Source organism: Phyllobacterium endophyticum, assembly GCF_003010935.1.
Classification (GTDB): domain Bacteria; phylum Pseudomonadota; class Alphaproteobacteria; order Rhizobiales; family Rhizobiaceae; genus Phyllobacterium; species Phyllobacterium endophyticum.
Window position 1 is genome coordinate 1 of record NZ_PGGN01000007.1, and the last position, 15168, is coordinate 15168.

Genomic DNA, 15168 nt, shown 5'->3' on the forward strand with positions numbered 1-15168 from the left:
CGGAGAAATGCGCGGCAAAACCGCAAGCAAACGTAAAGAGGGGCAGCCTCGTTCCGCCAGTGGGCCTCCAGTCCGGCCTGTTTCGGACCTATGCCCCGGCATGGTCAGACCTAAGTCTGATTACGCGACGGCAAGCCGTCGTTATCTGAGTTATGGAGTTCTTCCCCCGAGGCAGCGGGTTTCCCGCCCGCCAGGTCCGGAATGACAGGAGGCACGATGCCTGCCCGCACGAGACCGGTACCCGTCCTTTGCACCGCCGCGCTGGCAACGGCGCTGGCGCTGGCGCCCTACACCTTCACTTTCGACGGTCATTTCCCCACCTTGCAGCCCCAGGCAGCCCTCGCAAAGGACGGCAATAATGGCGGAGGCAATGGCAATGGCGGTGGTGGAAACAACGCCGGCGGCAACGCTGGTGGCAATAACGGCAACGCTGGTGGCAATTCCGGCAACGCTGGTGGCAATTCCGGCAACGCTGGCGGCAACAATGGCAATGCCGGTGGCAAGGGCAATTCTGCAGCTGCCGGCCCCGGCCGGTCCCCTTCGGCAGCGCCTGGCCGGGCGGCAAGCGACGGTCCTATCGAAGTTCGTCACAGGAATGGCATGAGCGAACGCATAAAGGACGGCCGCTATCTCATGAGTGACGCCAAAGGCCGCACGATCATCAACCGCACAGCGACACTAACCGACGAAAGTCGCCTGCAGTCCCTTACCCGCTGACACAGTTTCACAATTCCGGTGAAACCCTTGGCCGCCCGGCTCAAAGGCCGTCCTGCGCCGTGATGTGGTCGGCTAGGCGCAATGTCAGAGCGACGATAGTCAAAGTCGGCATGTCGTTGCCGCAGGTCGGAAATACCGAACTGCCGGCGACGTGAAGATTATGGATGCCGTGTACCTTGCAGTTCCGGTCGACCACGCCCAGTCGGGGGTCGGTGTGCATGCGCGTCGTTCCCATGTGATGATTGCAGCCGATGATGGGGAGCTGTAGACCCGCATCGGCCCGCTCGAGGTCGACGCGCCCCATGCCCCCAGCTTCGAACTGGGCCTTCATTAAAGCCAGCATTCGCAGATGTGTGCGTTTTTCCAGATCGCCAACCCGCCAATTCAGTTCGGCCCGGTTGAGGCCGAGACTATCACGTTGCCGCGAAAGAGTTATGCGGCTCTCCCTGTCCGGGACAGGCTCGACAACGCTTTCGATCTGGAAGTAGTCCGACTTTGCCGCCAGCCTCAGCCTTCGGTAGAGCAACGACGCCATCAGATTTGGGCTCCCGCGCGCAACCGTCGCAAAGGTCCGCAATTTGATGTCGCGATAGTTCTTCAATCTTATGGCACTATAGAGCTCATGAAACCGCTCTGTGACGTCGCTGTCTTCTCCTGAACGGCACGCGCGGAAATAGGTGCGGCACTGCACCAGTTTTTCCCGCCGCTGCACCTGCTCCGCCAATCCGAAATGTGCGCTGGCGCTGGTGCCATCCACTGCAAGATCTGGATTGTGATAGGTGTGGCGGGCATCATAGAACCGGAAGGCCGCCGCATTGTTCAGAGGCACCATCTGTCCTTGCCGGATGCGCGGGTGTTCCATGAAATAGCGCCCGACAACATCGTAGTGGTTGCCAATTCCCTGTTGGGCGACTTTGTTGGAAAGCAGCATGAGACGCGCATTCTCAACGCCGCCTGCCGCAAGAATCGTACGTTTAGCCCGCACGAATATCTTCTTGTGCTCGGCCGTCTCCACGTGGACGCCGGTAACCGTTGCGGCATCTTCGCTGGTCTCTATCTCGGTCACGTTCGCATTGAGTAGCACTCTGGTTGTTGCAGCAGCAGCCAACGCCGCACGATAGTCCCGGCCGAAGCGGGTCGGCGGACTGAATTTACTCACGATCGTCTCAAGCGATCCATCGTTCAGCTCAAGCAGTTGCACTTGCTTGACGGACAGGTGTTCGCGCCAGAATTGCGGCTCGAAGCTGTGGTCGTTGACCTTGACGAGGTCGTTCGCGCGTTGGTAAAACGGCTCGACCTCCGTCCGGTCGAATGGCCAGCCGCTATTCGGCACCCAATCCCTTCGTTCAAAATCAATGTCAATAAATGGCCTGATCCAGCCTCCCCAGCAATTGGAACTGCCTCCCAATTGCCGGGTTCTGCTCGCGTGGAGATCGTATGCGAGACCGACATTCTCGCTCCGGTAGAGCGACTGCGATGCGGCGTTGAATTTGAGCCCACCGCCTTCAAGGACACATGTCTCGATACCGCGGCGTGCAAACTCGAGTGCAAGCGTGATACCTGCGACCCCACCCCCGACGATGCAGATCGCCGCATCCAGAACAGACCCGCCTGGCAGTTCTCTGGCATCGATAAACATGGAATTGTAGCCACCTTTCCCCCGAGCAACCTTGTTCATCATAACGCTCGACACGGCGCGAAATGAATGCGCCGCGAAGGGTGACGTGGCGTAGTCCTTTGGTGGAGGCCCCTCATCATTCGATTGGTGCTAGTACCCGGAACCGACGGATTATTTAAATCAGGCGCTGGTTATGATTAGGGATCGTAATGCCATTTGGACTATCTATGTCGGCTGACGCTCAACAAGGCTGGCCAGTTGCTCTACAACTGTCCCCCACCCGTCGAAAAAGCCCATTTCTTCGTGAGTATTCCGGTCGGAACCGTTCTTATGCATCACGTGGGCGCGATAGCCGGTGCCCGATGAATGATCTTGCAGGGTAATGATCGCCGTCATGAACGGCTGTTCTGCAGGTCTCCACCCGCCGACAAGAGAGTTTGTGAAGACAATCCGTTCAAGGTTATCGAGAGCGAGAAAGCAGCCGCTCAGATGGGGAACGAAATCGCCGCCGTTTTCACTCATCTCGGTGATCAATGCGCCGCCAGGGCGAAGATTCATTTCAACAACCCTGCACTTGGCCGGTGCTGGAATCCACCATTGCTCAAAGCTTGACGCAGTGGTCCACGCGTTCCAGACGCTTGATCTTGGCGCTTTGATCACCCTTGAAATAACGAGGTCGAGATTTGGATCTACGGTCTGGCTCATTCTTGTCTTTCCTTCTTGTCGGCGTCAGTAACAAATTGCTCGAGCCTGTCGGTTCGGTCTTCCCAAAGTGCACGTTGTTCGGACAACCATGCGTCCACCGCGGCAAGCCGTTCCTTCTTGATCACACATGTTCTCACGCGACCTTGCTTGCGCGTCTGGATGAGCCCGCTGCTTTCGAGGAAATGGATGTGCTTCAAAAAGGATGGCAAAGCCATGTCGAAAGGATCGGCCAGGTCGCTGATGCTTGCAGGCCCCTTCCCCAACCGGCTCAGGACGGCGCGACGGGTGGGATCGGCGAGCGCTTGGAATATATCGTTCAACTGGGTCGAATAGTTTTCCATATGGCTAACTATCATGTCCTGATACTTAGCGCAAGAGCTAACTATCGTGCCGAGACAAATGCATCTGCAACCAGCGCGTGGCCTGCCCCAAATGGGGCGCTTTTGAATTCTTCTCGCGTCTGCTACACTTGCTCCTATAATCAATAAAAAATACGGGGAACTACCATGCATCGCGGTCTGACGTGCGGAGTTTTTCTAGCAGGAGTTGTGCTTTGCGCTTTTGCCGGCGCGGTTGCAGCAGATAGCGAAAACGATGTCGCAACGGGAGAGCGGCTTGCTGCTTTTTTGCGCGCGGGCCGGAACGTCATCTCAAGTCACCAGAATATCATCAATGATGCATCGATGGGCGACAAGAACCTCACTGGCCAGCGCGTTACAGATGAAGCGCTGGAAATCTTTGCCAAGGGGGACCCTGCACCCGAGAACACGTTCGACGCTCAGGACAAGCGGCTGTTCGATGCACAGGTCGCGGCATTGCGCGAAGTCGTGGACGAGCATCAGAAATTGATCAATACGGAAGGCGTTGGCTTCAAGGGGTTCATTCCTGCGACCTTCGCCCGTCTGGTCAACGAGCGCTTCGAAGAGAAAGTTGGCAACGAGGCAAAGATGAAGGTCACGGCGCCAAAGGATCTCGTGCGCAACCGCAAGGCGCTTCCCGATGAGTGGGAGCAGCAGGTAATAGAAACCAAATTTCTGGCACCCGATTGGCCCAAGGGCAAACCCTTCGTCGAGGAAGTTTCAATGAAGGGGCGCCAGTCGTTTCGCATGCTCATACCTGAATACTACTCGAAGTCATGTCTCACTTGTCATGGTCAGCCCAAGGGCGAAGTGGACATTTCCGGCTATCCGAAAGAGGGTGGCGCCGAAGGCGACCTGGGCGGTGCGATCAGCATCACGCTCTTCAAATGAACGCCTTCAACGCCATCGGATCCCGCATCGGGCGTTTGCTGGAGCGCAAGATACCGCTACGGCTCATCTGCCTTTCGGCGGGTCTCCTGGGCGCACTCCTTCTCAGCGTTGCCTTCATGGGCCACGATCTGCTTGACAATCAGCGACGCGTCGCGGCGGCAAATGCACGTTTTCACATGTTCAGCGAAGCAGCCAAGGCACATCGGCATTTTGGCGAAATGCGCTATTGGCTGACCGACCTGTCGGTCAGCCTTTTGACATTGTCGGAGCGCCGTGCCGCGACGGCAAGAGCCGCGCTCGAGGAGGATCTGGCACGAATCCGGGAGTTTGCGCCCGAAGCCGCCGATATGATCGAGAAAGGCGCAAAGGCCTATTACGATCAGGCAATGGAGGCGGTTGATGCCTATACGGCCGACAATCGCGTGATCGGCAACACGCGGCTGGCCTCGGCAAGAAACTATAGTGACGAGATCGACGGGGTGCTGACGGCGCTCGGGACGCGCCTTGAAACCGAAGCCGATGCCGCGCGGGACATGGCCATCACTACCATGCGAAATACATTTCGCCGCGCCATGATCTCCGTCAGTGCAATCACGATCGTTGGCGCGATAATGACGTGGCTCGTGCTCAGGTCAATTCTTGTGCCGCTTGGCCGCGTCGACAGAGCAATGGCTCAACTCACCCAAGGGCGCGAGGATGTCGAACTGCCTCCCGAAGGGCGCGACGAATTTGGCCGGCTTGCGACGACATTGCGGCTGCTGCGTGATGGTCAGGCGGAGCGGCGGGCCCTTGAAGCGGCTGCTGAACACCAGCGCAATACCGTAAGAACTGCCATCGAGACCATCCCCGATGGGTTTGCCCTTTTCGACGCAGAGGACAAGCTCGTTCTCGTAAACCAGCGCTATCTGGAAATCTTTCCCGAGACGGCTGACCTTATGAAGCCTGGAACAAGCTTCGAGGACATCATGCGGGCGCAGGCGGAGCGCGGGCGGACCGAGATAGATCGCGCTGAACGGGAGACCTGGCTCGAAGAGGCGATGCGACGCCAGCGGGATCCGCACGGCACCATGGAGCGGCAGTTTTCCAACGGCACCTGGATACGCGTTGCCAAGCGGAAGACGCCCGAAGGCGGCACAGTTGCGGTGTATACGGACATCACTGATCTGAAGCATCGTCAGGCCGAGCTCGAGGAGGCACGGCGCGGCGCGGAAGTCGCGAGCCAGGAAAAGAGCCGTTTCCTCGCTTCGATGAGTCATGAATTGCGAACGCCTCTCAACGCCATCATTGGCTATAGCGAGATGCTGATGGAGGATGCAAGCGATTGGGACAAACCGGGGTTCGTTGCTGACCTTGGCAAGATCATGGGGTCCGGCCGTCACCTTCTTGCACTGATAAACGATGTTCTCGATCTGTCGAAGATCGAGGCAGGCAAGATGGAGCTCTACATCGAGCCTGTAAGCGTAAAGCAGCTTCTGGCAGACGTGGAGAGCACCGTAGCTCCGCTCATCACCAAGAAGGGCAATCGCCTCACGATCGAGGCATCGGTAGAACCAGACGAAATCGAGACCGATAAAACCAAGCTGCGGCAAAACCTGTTCAATCTGCTTTCCAATGCAGCGAAATTTACCCAGAACGACGAGATCCGCCTTTCGGTGAGGCGATATCATGACAGGGAAACCGGCGATCTGGTTGAGTTCGCGGTCAGCGACAATGGTATCGGCATGACCGAGGAGCAGCAGACAAAACTGTTCCAGGCTTTCGTACAGGTCGATGCGTCCACCACCCGCAACTACGGCGGCACCGGCCTTGGCCTCGCGATCACCCAGCATTTCATCAAGATGATGGGCGGTACGATCGAGGTGGAAAGCAAGTTCGGCGAAGGATCGACCTTCCGTTTCACCATACCGGCAAATGGTGCAACACCCCTCGCCCCGGAAGCGGCTCCTGAGGAGCTGCCCGACAACGCAATGCGTGGAACTGTTCTGGTCATCGACGATGAGGAACGGGCACGCAAGTTCATTTCGGAAGCGGTACGCAACGCAGGTTTCAACGTCATCGAAGCAGCTGGCGGCGAGGAGGGCATGACAAAGATACGCAAATCGCGCCCCGACGCCATCATCCTCGATGTCATCATGCCGGGCCAGGACGGCTGGTCGGTGTTGCGCGAGATCAAGTCGGATCGGGCACTGCGGGATATCCCCGTGATCCTCGCAACGGTCGTCGCGGATCGTGAGATGGGAATGGCCTTCGGTGCAGCGGGCCACCTGGTCAAGCCCATCGATCCGCGCCAGCTCGTTGAAATGCTGAATGCGGTCGCAGGTACCGGGCAGCACGACGTGCTGATTGTCGACGACGATCCCGCAACGCGCGAATTGTTCCGCCGGGTGCTGGCCCGCGAGGGCTGGCGTGTGCGTGAGGCAATTGATGGCCAGCGCGGGCTCGCGGAGCTTGAGGCGGGACGCCCGACGGTAATGGTTCTCGATTTGATGATGCCGAACATGGACGGTTTTGCCCTGCTTCGGGCGATCCAGGACCGGACGGATCTGGTCGACATCCCTGTCGTCGTCGTGACCTCGAAGGATTTGACGCGGGACGAACTGGCCTGGCTCAATACGCGTGCGAGTGAGGTTGTCCGAAAAGGAACAAAAGGCCGCGCCGACCTGATCGCAGCCTTGAAGCGGCACGTGCCGCTTCGCGAAGATGCTTGAGGGAGCTGAATATGGTCAAGATTCTTCTCGTCGAAGACAATGAGATGAACCGCGACATGCTTTCGCGCCGATTGGAGCGGCGGGGATATGAGGTGATCATCGCCACGGACGGGCTCGCCGGCGTCGAAGCTGCAGTGAGCGGCAGGCCGGACCTCGTCCTGATGGATATGAGCCTGCCTGTGATCGACGGCTGGGAGGCGACACGGCGCATCAAGGGAAATCCCGTTACCGCCGCCATTCCTGTCATCGCGCTCACGGCCCACGCCATGGCCGGGGACAGGGAGAAGGCTATGGAAGCCGGCTGCGATGATTACGACACCAAACCGATCGAGTTGCCTGCGCTTCTCGACAAGATCGTCAGACTGACGGGAGCCTGAGCCGTGTCGATCTCCACGGATATGGGCCGCCGCGTCTACGTCGCAAGGCTGGTGCAAAAGATCGCCGACCCGGCGCAGGCGATTTTGGGCTATCAGGAACTGGTGATCGAGGATGTACAGGCTTCCGGGCCCCATGATGCGTTGCCCGACCTCTACAAGGTTCTCGCCGCTGCGCGCGATCTGAACGACCTGATCAAGCGCCTGCTCGATACCGAGGCTTCCGGCAGTTCGGGCGTCTTCGCGGTCGACAGCGAATTACGCCATGACCTGCGAACCCCGATGAACGCCATTCTCGGCTATTCGGAGATGGTCATGGAAGAATTCGCAGGGAGCCTTTCCGCAAGCATCGCCGACGATATCGCAAAGATCATTCTCGAAAGCCGGTTCCTGCTGGAGCAGATCGATGGAAAGCTGGACGTTTTCTCCGACGACCCCCGCGAAAAGCTCACTGATCATGTTGACGTGACCATAGCGGCCGATCTGGTACGGACCATTGCCGCGCGTGTTGTCCGCTCCTCCAGCGAGACCGGGCGTATCCTGATCGTCGATGATACAGCGTCGAACCGCGACCTTCTGAACAGGCGCCTCACCCGCGATGGCCATCTTGTTACCGCCGCCGGTTCCGGCGAGGAGGCCCTGAGCATCCTGGAGACCCAGGAGTTCGATCTGGCCTTGGCTGATATCCTGATGCCGGACATGAACGGCATTGAACTTCTCGGCCGTCTCAAGTCACATGAGCGCTTGCGCGAAATCCCGGTCATCATGATTTCGGGGTTGAAGGATGATGGCGCCATTATCCGCTGCATCGAGGCGGGAGCCGAGGATTACCTGCACAAGCCCATCGATCCGGTCCTGTTGCGCGCCCGCATAACCGCCTGTCTTGAACGCAGCCGTTGGCGTGAGCGCGAAAGACGGTATCTCGCACAGATCGAATTCGAAAAGGAACGCGCGGACACGCTGCTCGATGCCATCCTTCCAAGACAGGTGATAAAGCGGCTTGCCGATGGTGAAAAAGTTATCGCCGATCGCATCGATATGGCCACCATCGTCTTTGCAGATATTGTCAATTTCACCCAGTTTGCTGCCCGGACCCCGCCCATCAAGTTGCTGCAGAGACTGGGTGAACTATTTTCCCGTTTCGACGAACTTGCCGATCAGCATGGTGTCGAGAAGATAAAGACCATTGGCGATGCCTATATGGCTGCAGCAGGGATACCCGACCCGCGACCCGACCACGCACAGGCGGCCGTGGCGTTCGCAAGGGCAATGCTGGCCGAGATGTGCCGGACCACGGGTTCGGAACCGCGCCTCAATCTGCGCATTGGAATAAACACCGGACCGGTTATCGCTGGTTTGATAGGCCGCAAACGCTTTGTGTACGACGTGTGGGGTCACACGGTGAACGTTGCCAGCCGAATGGAATCCTGCGGGACGCCTGGGCGTATCCAGATATCCCAAAGCACGTTCGACGCGCTCGGCCCGGATTTCGGAGAGTGCCACCACGAAATCAGGGATATCCACGGGATCGGTAAATATCCCACATACCTGCTTTTGTAGAGTCGTCGATCCGCTCTCTATTGGCTTGAAGTTTGCTTTACGCATACAACATGAAAAACATCGCTTACAGCCGTGTTGCGTTGAAAGCGCTGAGCCGAATGCCGTTGAACACAGCGAAGCTGATCCGCTCGAAAATCGTCCAGTATGCCGAGTATCCGACATCACAGGTGCGTAACGTCGTCAAGCTTCAGGGCCTGGATATCGCCTTCGTGTTGAGGACTGGCGTGTGATTTTCGATGACCACGGAAATGTTCTGCACATCGAAGCTATCGGCCCGCGCGGCGGCGTATATGGAAACTGAGATGGTCAAACCTGATATTATCACAACTCCAAGCGGGGACCGGCTGGCGATATTGCCACTTGCCGAATATGAGCGCCTTGTCGATGCGGCAGAAATGACCGCCGATGTTGCCGCATATGACGAATTTCACCGAAGACTATCGTCAGGGACTGAGGAATTGATACCGGCTGCGTTTGCCGATCGTATCATAGATGGAGAGAGCAAGATCAAAGTGTGGCGTGAGTTTCGCAATCTGTCAGCGCGGGAACTGGCTGCAAAAGCGGGAATCAGTGCCGCCTTTCTCTCGCAAATTGAGAGTGGGGCAAGGGACGGAAGCTTTGACACCATCAAGAAAATCGCGGCTGCACTCGGCATCACCGTGGACGAGCTTGCGTGATTTCATCCGACGACCTGCTTCCTTAGCTTTGGCACGGCAAAATCCAGGAATGCCCGCACTTTCAGCGGTACCAGTCCTTGCGCTACATAGATCAGGCTGACCGGCCACTGCTCCGGTTCGAAGGCCTCGAGGACGATCTGCAATTCGCCGGCGGCGATGGACCGTGTCGCCTGATAGGACAAAAGCCTCGTCACGCCAAGACCTGCCACCGCCGCGTCGATCGCCGCATCGGCCGTGCTCACGCTCAGCCGGGAATGGACCGGGACGATTATCTCCTTTTTGCCCTTCATGAAGGTCCACGTCTGCGGTGAATTCAAACCTTCGAATGTAATGCAATCATGGCCATGCAGATCCTCTGGCCGCTCGGGCACTCCCCGCTGCGCAAGATATGAGGGGCTTGCATAGGTTGCCCGGCGAATCCAACCGACTCGGGTCGCGACAAGATTGCTGTCCGGCAGATTGCCGATCCGCAGCGCAAGATCGATATGGTCTTCCACCAGATTGACCTGACGGTCGCTGAGACTGAGCCGCAGATTGATGTCGGGATAAATCTTGAGAAACTCGATCACGACGGGCAGCACGTGGACGCGGCCGAAGACTACAGGCGCGGTCATCGTCATATCGCCCCTAGGAGTAGTGTACTCGCCGGCGACAGCCCGCTCGGCCTGTTCCACCTGCTCCAGAATGAGCCGGCTCGCCTCGATATAGCCACGGCCCGCGTCGGTGAGCGACACGCGGCGGCTCGACCGAATGAGCAAGCGCGTCTTCAGATGCGCCTCGAGGTCGGAGATTTTTCGGCTGACAGTGGCGAGCGGCATGCCGAGCGTGCGGGAGGCGGCGGAAAGGCTGCCTGTCTGCGTAACACAAAGAAGCACTGCCATTGCGTCGAGGCGATCCATCTTCATCCTTCCATTTTATTGGAGGTTAGCTCCAGCTTATCATATCTACAGCAATTGGATGGAAGAGCCTATGTTGTGCCTCCGCCATTCTTCCTGAGTGGCAGTTTGGATATTCGAGGTTCACATGCCCGAAAATTTGTATTCCAGCGATGTCGCCTTTACGCCGACCGTCAAAACAATCCAGACCCGCAAGGGCTCGCGCCATGGTTATGAAAGCATGGAGCAGCGTGGCTCGTGGCAAACCGGCATTACGCCCGATCTGGCTGATTTCATCCATGGCCAGACCAGCAGTTTCTTTGGCACAGTCAACGCGCAGGGCCAGCCCTATATTCAGCATCGTGGCGGGCCAGCCGGCTTCTTGCGGATTATGGATGAGAAGACGCTTGCATTTGCGGACTATACGGGCAACCGGCAGTACATAACCTCGGGCAACCTTGCGGATAATCCGAAAGCATTCCTTTTCCTCATCGATTACCGCAATCGCCAGAGGGTGAAGCTATGGGGCGAGGCGCGGACCGTAGAGGGTGATCTGGACTTGTTGCAACGCCTGATGCCGGAGGGCTATCGTGCTCGACCTGAGCAGGCGATCCTTTTCACCGTGACCGCATGGGACATGAACTGTCCTCAGCATATTCCCGTGCGTTTTGAAGCCAGCGACGTAGCCGCTTTGTTGGCGGAGCGCGACGAGCGTATCAAAATGCTCGAAGCAGAACTCGCCCGCTTGCGGGCAGAAGCCTGACGCCGCGCGGTGGCTTATGCCACCGCCTCTGTCCTCAGGCTTTCAATCCGGCTCTGCAGCAAAGTCGAAAACCGTGAATTCCCGGCTGTCGAACCTATGCTCGCTATCTCGTCAAAATCGACATCCAACAGGAGACCACGTGCACTCAGAAGTGACATCACTCCCGTTACCAGCGTGCGCTCGACTGCATAATCCATATTGAGCTGTGCGATTTCGTCCGATTGTTCTCTAAGAATGCTTATAAGCTGCCCCAGTTTTTCGTTCATTATTGCTGCCCATAACGTAACCCCTGATCGAATCAATCCAGGATTCGCGGCGGAAACGTAATAGACTGTTTGGACTATTTATTGCAAAACTGCCTAAGCAATTTGGCTACGAGGCCTTGTCCACCCTCGCAGCTATCAAAAACACTGCCAGGACGCAGCACAACAGACCAAGCGACCATGGCAGCCCCTCATGGCCGATCAGTTGCATCGTGAGGCCTGTCGCAGGCGAGCCCACGATGCCCCCGATCCCCCATACAAACGCGAAGGCGGCGTTACCGGCGATCAGAGCATGACCCGTAAATCGCTCGGCGAGCTGGATCAGCGATTGAGTGTAGATGCCGAACGAAACGCCGCCCCAGACGACAACGAGTGGCCATATGAGCCATGAGTTGAATACAAGCGGCAAGAGCAGGCAACCAGCCAGGGCAGCGAGTACACAAAACAACATTGTCCGCCCGGAGCCAACCTGTTCGGCCAAGCGTCCGAGCAAGATTTGCAGGACGGCATTGCCTGCGATGAAACAGGTAATGAGCGAAGCAATACGCTCCTCGCCGCTGCCATATGCGGCGCCATAGACCGCAAACATGGACAGCACGGTCTGCTCGAAGGCGGCTGCGGAAAAAACCGCGAACAACAGCAGGGGCGCAAGTTTGAAGAAGCCGGCGACCGATGTTGGCTCCCCTTCATGCGGCATCTTCGGCAGGCGTGGCACGACCGCAAGTACGGTCAGGCCGCAGAAAAGAAAGGCGGTGATGCCGATCATGAAGGGCGGCCATCCCTGCGTTCCGACCAGACCGAGGGACAGCGGGCCAATAGCGAACCCGCCCGAAACGATGGAGGAATAGAGCCCCATGATACGACCCCGGCGTGCAGCGGGCGTAATCGAGATGAGCCAGGTTTCACTGATGACGTAAAGCGGGTTGGCGAAGAAACCGAGCAGGAAGCGCAGCGGCATCCAGGCCCAGACTTCCTGCGTCCAGCCAATAGCGATCAGGGCAACTGCCGCCATGCTTGAACAAAGGATCGCAAGTCGTGCCCCGCCCAGCCGCAGTGCCATCGCCGGAACCAATGGCGCAGATATGATGAAACCCAGCGGCGTCATCGCCGCAGACAGACCGATCAGGCCGGGCGTCGTCCCCTGCCGCTCCAGGATGAAGCTGAGCAGCGGATAGGTTAGCCCCTGCGCCACGGCGAAGACGGTGACGGTGGCAATGATGCCCGCCAACGCGGCCAGGGGAATTCGTTCCTCTTGTAGCGGTATCGTTCTCTCGGCGCCGGTGTCATTTCAGAACTTGCTTATACTTGCCAGAAGGGCTTGGCGAGTTCCGCCTCGACCTGCCGTTTGGTCAGACCGATATCGTCGATCAGATATGGATTGTCTCTCGAAATTTGTTCGAGGTCGCCGCGAAAACGGCTTCGCTCGCGCCAGGTGGCAATAATGTCTCGTAGGTTCGTCACGCTGCAGTGCCATCGCGCTATCGCCGCGTGTCGCGCTTTGAAAGTGTGATTCATGACATAGCTCCATGTCGTTCGAGGGTCCAGATACCCGCTCTGGAAGTAGAAATGAATTCTGCACGATGCGCGTGACGCCGTAATTAAGCGCTTCCTAATAGTTCTAAAAATTTGCCAATCGGACTTCAGATGCACCGACGTAATTTGTCGGTAGCAAAAGCAGTGCTTAGATTTGCGATGACTTCATGCGAAGACCCGGAAATTGCCGAACAAGGCGCGGAAATGGGGAGACGATGAGGGATTCTCGATGCTCAGAGATTGCCCACAGGCATATGTGGCTAACCGGGTGATCTTTGAAAAGGCACAGGGTACTTTACCTGCCTCGCTTCGGCCACGTCCAGCCTCCGCAGGAGCTGCGCAAAATGTTCGTCCGTCTCGGGGAGATCATGGCCACTCTGCATGTGCTCGGGGAGTTCTTTACGCCTGGTTGCTCTCCGGAAGACCTCAGCGAGGCCTCGGGGCTGTCCCTTCCTTCTCATAGGCTCCCAGCCCCGTGAACTTCTTTACCACGAACGCTCAATTCTCTCCGAGGTTCCCTGTCCAGTAAGACCTTTGCCGTCGTTCTGGGGCCATTGGTCTGATTGTCTGTCATGGAATAGATGATACGTTTCTGTTCCGACCCCCGTCGGCAGGTCCTTTTGAGGGCCATTAGCCCGATCAGCTGAATAACACCCTACCTGCTGATCGGGCCTTTTTACGAGCCGGCAAAGCTGCGGACGATCTGATAGGCGAAAAAAGTGGCCGAAGCGCCAAAGCGAAAGGCGGTCTAGTGCGCGTTCTACTAAGTCGGCTTCGGCCCAGTGCTGCCATAAGTATTGGGGTCGGTTTGGGCAGGCAGCAACGCAAGAATAACCGTGAAAAATAGAAACGGCAATTAATCCAATCTCTTAGATGCATCTCGACAACAGGAGCGATCCCGAGAATCAGAGTGAAGCTCTCCGGTGTAGCGTCAGGGTAAATGTGACTACTGCTGGAAGTTCCTTGCAGGGTGATTTATCAACTTTCCACAATCCTGAGATCAGCCCCGCTTGGCGCATCCCGACGAGCCATAATCCGTTCGTACGCTTCCTCCGCCATGCCATAAAAACCTCTTGCCTCGGCAATCAAACCGGCTCGGTCGAGTATCTGGACATTGCCACGTGTGGAACGGATCAAATGCTTGCCTTCAAGCACGTGCAGCGTTTCGGTAACCCACGGCCTATGCATTGCCAGCATCACCGCAATGAACTGGTGGGTGATGGCAATGTTCGATCCTGCACTACGGTCGTGCAGCATCAGCAGCCATCGGGCCAGCCTTGTTTCCGCATCGGCTGTGCCATTGACCAAAGCCGTCGACGAGGCTTGGACGATCATGGTTTGTATGTATAGCAGCAGTCTCGCCTCCAAAGTGCGGCTCTGCTTGACCGCCGCCATAAACGCGCGTGCCGGTACAGCGTAACCATAGCCAGCCGACTGGACGTAGGTGTCGAGCGGCGCCGTGTCCCCTCGTAACACCAATGCCGTTCCGGACATTCCTTCAAATCCGATGAGACCAACCTCGACATCTTCGCCGCCGGGGCTGCTTGCAACCGTCGATGCGATGGCAGAGTCGAAAAAGATGGCATAGTCTATCGGCTGGCCCTGGCGCTCGACATACTCCTTCAGCGCAAAGTTGCGGTAACGGAGATGCGGTTCCAATAGAGCGAAATCAGCAGCCCTAAGGCCGTTGAGCAACCTGTTTATGGTCATAAATTGTTGAATGGACATCGAAATCTTTCCACCAGGCATAGCTGGCCTGATGCTTCAGGATCGTTGTTTGATCCTGGGGGGCATGCCGCAGAGACTGGAAACGTTATCGCCACAAAGAGGGTGGGCAATATAATTGAGCTCAGAACATTGAGCCGCTTCCCTGATTGAAGACATCATACACTACTCGACTCGAGTCTCCTAATCTAAGGCATCGCTGAAGAAGCTTGCGGCCTTGGAAGTCGTCTCGGTGCGAGCACGCTCCCCTTGGTCCGAGTAGAATGTGAATCTGTACGATGCGGCGGACAACGCTCCGGTGAAGGCGTGAACCGAGGAACTTTTACTATAATTCCTGGTTGCGCGCGCGGGCAGAGCTATCGCTGTCTTAATCGGGAACATTGGTGACTCGATCAGGTTT

The 15168-nt window shown here is 57.3% G+C and carries 16 protein-coding genes; 8 read left to right on the plus strand and 8 right to left on the minus strand.

The annotated features are described in order from the left end of the window. Nucleotides 1-216 precede the first annotated feature (216 nt). Entirely contained in the window at nt 217-717 is a 501-nt protein-coding gene (locus CU100_RS24390; protein WP_106719250.1) for a hypothetical protein, read from the plus strand. A 40-nt stretch (nt 718-757) separates the two neighbouring features. On the opposite strand, the gene CU100_RS24395 is transcribed toward CU100_RS24390, so the two are convergent. The 3 genes from CU100_RS24395 to CU100_RS24405 all read right to left on the minus strand — a co-directional run bounded on the left by CU100_RS24395 (nt 758) and on the right by CU100_RS24405 (nt 3381). Then, nucleotides 758-2356 (minus strand): FAD-dependent oxidoreductase, encoded by a 1599-nt coding sequence (locus tag CU100_RS24395; RefSeq protein WP_187445975.1) that lies wholly within the window; start codon nt 2354-2356, stop codon nt 758-760. 204 nt (nt 2357-2560) lie between these two features. Next, nucleotides 2561-3040, minus strand: a complete 480-nt coding sequence (locus tag CU100_RS24400) for an SRPBCC family protein (RefSeq protein WP_106719252.1) — start codon at nt 3038-3040, stop codon at nt 2561-2563. Then, nucleotides 3037-3381: an ArsR/SmtB family transcription factor gene (locus tag CU100_RS24405; RefSeq protein ID WP_106719253.1), complete on the minus strand. Its 345-nt coding sequence runs from the start codon at nt 3379-3381 to the stop codon at nt 3037-3039. Before CU100_RS24405 ends, CU100_RS24400 begins: the two co-directional genes overlap by 4 nt. A gap of 165 nt (nt 3382-3546) precedes the next feature. Here CU100_RS24405 and CU100_RS24410 point away from each other — a divergent pair, with 165 nt between their 5' ends. From CU100_RS24410 to CU100_RS24435, 6 genes are all read left to right on the plus strand, one after another. After that, on the plus strand, nt 3547-4290 hold the full coding sequence (locus tag CU100_RS24410; RefSeq protein WP_106719254.1) for a Tll0287-like domain-containing protein: 744 nt from the start codon (nt 3547-3549) through the stop codon (nt 4288-4290). Continuing rightward, on the plus strand, nt 4287-6998 hold the full coding sequence (locus CU100_RS24415) for a response regulator (RefSeq protein ID WP_170113962.1): 2712 nt from the start codon (nt 4287-4289) through the stop codon (nt 6996-6998). The genes CU100_RS24410 and CU100_RS24415 overlap by 4 nt, the downstream gene beginning before the upstream one ends. An 11-nt stretch (nt 6999-7009) precedes the next feature. Beyond that, the gene (locus CU100_RS24420) at nt 7010-7375 is read left to right on the plus strand and encodes a response regulator (RefSeq protein WP_106719256.1); all 366 of its coding nucleotides are present in this window, start codon (nt 7010-7012) and stop codon (nt 7373-7375) included. A 3-nt stretch (nt 7376-7378) separates the two neighbouring features. Beyond that, entirely contained in the window at nt 7379-8932 is a 1554-nt protein-coding gene (locus CU100_RS24425; protein WP_245419229.1) for an adenylate/guanylate cyclase domain-containing protein, read from the plus strand. A gap of 50 nt (nt 8933-8982) precedes the next feature. Next, nucleotides 8983-9162 carry a hypothetical protein gene (locus tag CU100_RS24430; RefSeq protein WP_342588329.1) on the plus strand — a complete coding sequence of 60 codons (180 nt, stop codon included), beginning with the start codon at nt 8983-8985 and terminating at the stop codon, nt 9160-9162. A 72-nt stretch (nt 9163-9234) separates the two neighbouring features. Next, nucleotides 9235-9609 (plus strand): helix-turn-helix domain-containing protein, encoded by a 375-nt coding sequence (locus CU100_RS24435; protein ID WP_106719258.1) that lies wholly within the window; start codon nt 9235-9237, stop codon nt 9607-9609. Nucleotides 9610-9611: 2 nt separating this feature from the next. On the opposite strand, the gene CU100_RS24440 is transcribed toward CU100_RS24435, so the two are convergent. Then, a complete protein-coding gene (locus CU100_RS24440; protein ID WP_106719259.1) occupies nt 9612-10508 on the minus strand; it encodes a LysR family transcriptional regulator in 897 nt (298 codons plus the stop codon). Nucleotides 10509-10632: 124 nt separating this feature from the next. Between CU100_RS24440 and CU100_RS24445 the strand changes: the two genes are divergently transcribed. Next, the gene (locus CU100_RS24445; protein WP_106719458.1) at nt 10633-11247 is read left to right on the plus strand and encodes a pyridoxamine 5'-phosphate oxidase family protein; all 615 of its coding nucleotides are present in this window, start codon (nt 10633-10635) and stop codon (nt 11245-11247) included. 14 nt (nt 11248-11261) lie between these two features. Here CU100_RS24445 and CU100_RS24450 read toward each other — a convergent pair whose 3' ends face one another. The 4 genes from CU100_RS24450 to CU100_RS24470 all read right to left on the minus strand — a co-directional run bounded on the left by CU100_RS24450 (nt 11262) and on the right by CU100_RS24470 (nt 14771). Continuing rightward, nucleotides 11262-11513, minus strand: coding sequence for a hypothetical protein (locus CU100_RS24450; RefSeq protein ID WP_106719260.1), 252 nt, complete (start codon nt 11511-11513; stop codon nt 11262-11264). Nucleotides 11514-11619: 106 nt separating this feature from the next. Further along, a complete protein-coding gene (locus tag CU100_RS24455; RefSeq protein WP_106719261.1) occupies nt 11620-12774 on the minus strand; it encodes an MFS transporter in 1155 nt (384 codons plus the stop codon). Between the two features lie 35 nt (nt 12775-12809). After that, nucleotides 12810-13025, minus strand: coding sequence for a DUF1127 domain-containing protein (locus CU100_RS24460; RefSeq protein ID WP_106719262.1), 216 nt, complete (start codon nt 13023-13025; stop codon nt 12810-12812). Nucleotides 13026-14021: 996 nt separating this feature from the next. Next, complete coding sequence (locus CU100_RS24470) at nt 14022-14771, minus strand: Crp/Fnr family transcriptional regulator (RefSeq protein ID WP_170113963.1); 750 nt, start codon at nt 14769-14771, stop codon at nt 14022-14024. Nucleotides 14772-15168: the final 397 nt, after the last annotated feature.

Excerpts from the sequence above, each read along its gene's own strand:
- CU100_RS24390 (WP_106719250.1), top strand. The coding sequence starts at position 217 with ATGCCTGCCCGCACGAGACCGGTACCCGTCCTTTGCACCGCCGCGCTG.
- CU100_RS24395 (WP_187445975.1), bottom strand. The coding sequence starts at position 2,356 with ATGTTTATCGATGCCAGAGAACTGCCAGGCGGGTCTGTTCTGGATGCG.
- CU100_RS24400 (WP_106719252.1), bottom strand. The coding sequence starts at position 3,040 with ATGAGCCAGACCGTAGATCCAAATCTCGACCTCGTTATTTCAAGGGTG.
- CU100_RS24405 (WP_106719253.1), bottom strand. The coding sequence starts at position 3,381 with ATGGAAAACTATTCGACCCAGTTGAACGATATATTCCAAGCGCTCGCC.
- CU100_RS24410 (WP_106719254.1), top strand. The coding sequence starts at position 3,547 with ATGCATCGCGGTCTGACGTGCGGAGTTTTTCTAGCAGGAGTTGTGCTT.
- CU100_RS24415 (WP_170113962.1), top strand. The coding sequence starts at position 4,287 with ATGAACGCCTTCAACGCCATCGGATCCCGCATCGGGCGTTTGCTGGAG.
- CU100_RS24420 (WP_106719256.1), top strand. The coding sequence starts at position 7,010 with ATGGTCAAGATTCTTCTCGTCGAAGACAATGAGATGAACCGCGACATG.
- CU100_RS24430 (WP_342588329.1), top strand. The coding sequence starts at position 8,983 with ATGAAAAACATCGCTTACAGCCGTGTTGCGTTGAAAGCGCTGAGCCGA.
- CU100_RS24435 (WP_106719258.1), top strand. The coding sequence starts at position 9,235 with ATGGTCAAACCTGATATTATCACAACTCCAAGCGGGGACCGGCTGGCG.
- CU100_RS24440 (WP_106719259.1), bottom strand. The coding sequence starts at position 10,508 with ATGGATCGCCTCGACGCAATGGCAGTGCTTCTTTGTGTTACGCAGACA.
- CU100_RS24445 (WP_106719458.1), top strand. The coding sequence starts at position 10,633 with ATGCCCGAAAATTTGTATTCCAGCGATGTCGCCTTTACGCCGACCGTC.
- CU100_RS24450 (WP_106719260.1), bottom strand. The coding sequence starts at position 11,513 with ATGAACGAAAAACTGGGGCAGCTTATAAGCATTCTTAGAGAACAATCG.
- CU100_RS24460 (WP_106719262.1), bottom strand. The coding sequence starts at position 13,025 with ATGAATCACACTTTCAAAGCGCGACACGCGGCGATAGCGCGATGGCAC.
- CU100_RS24470 (WP_170113963.1), bottom strand. The coding sequence starts at position 14,771 with ATGTCCATTCAACAATTTATGACCATAAACAGGTTGCTCAACGGCCTT.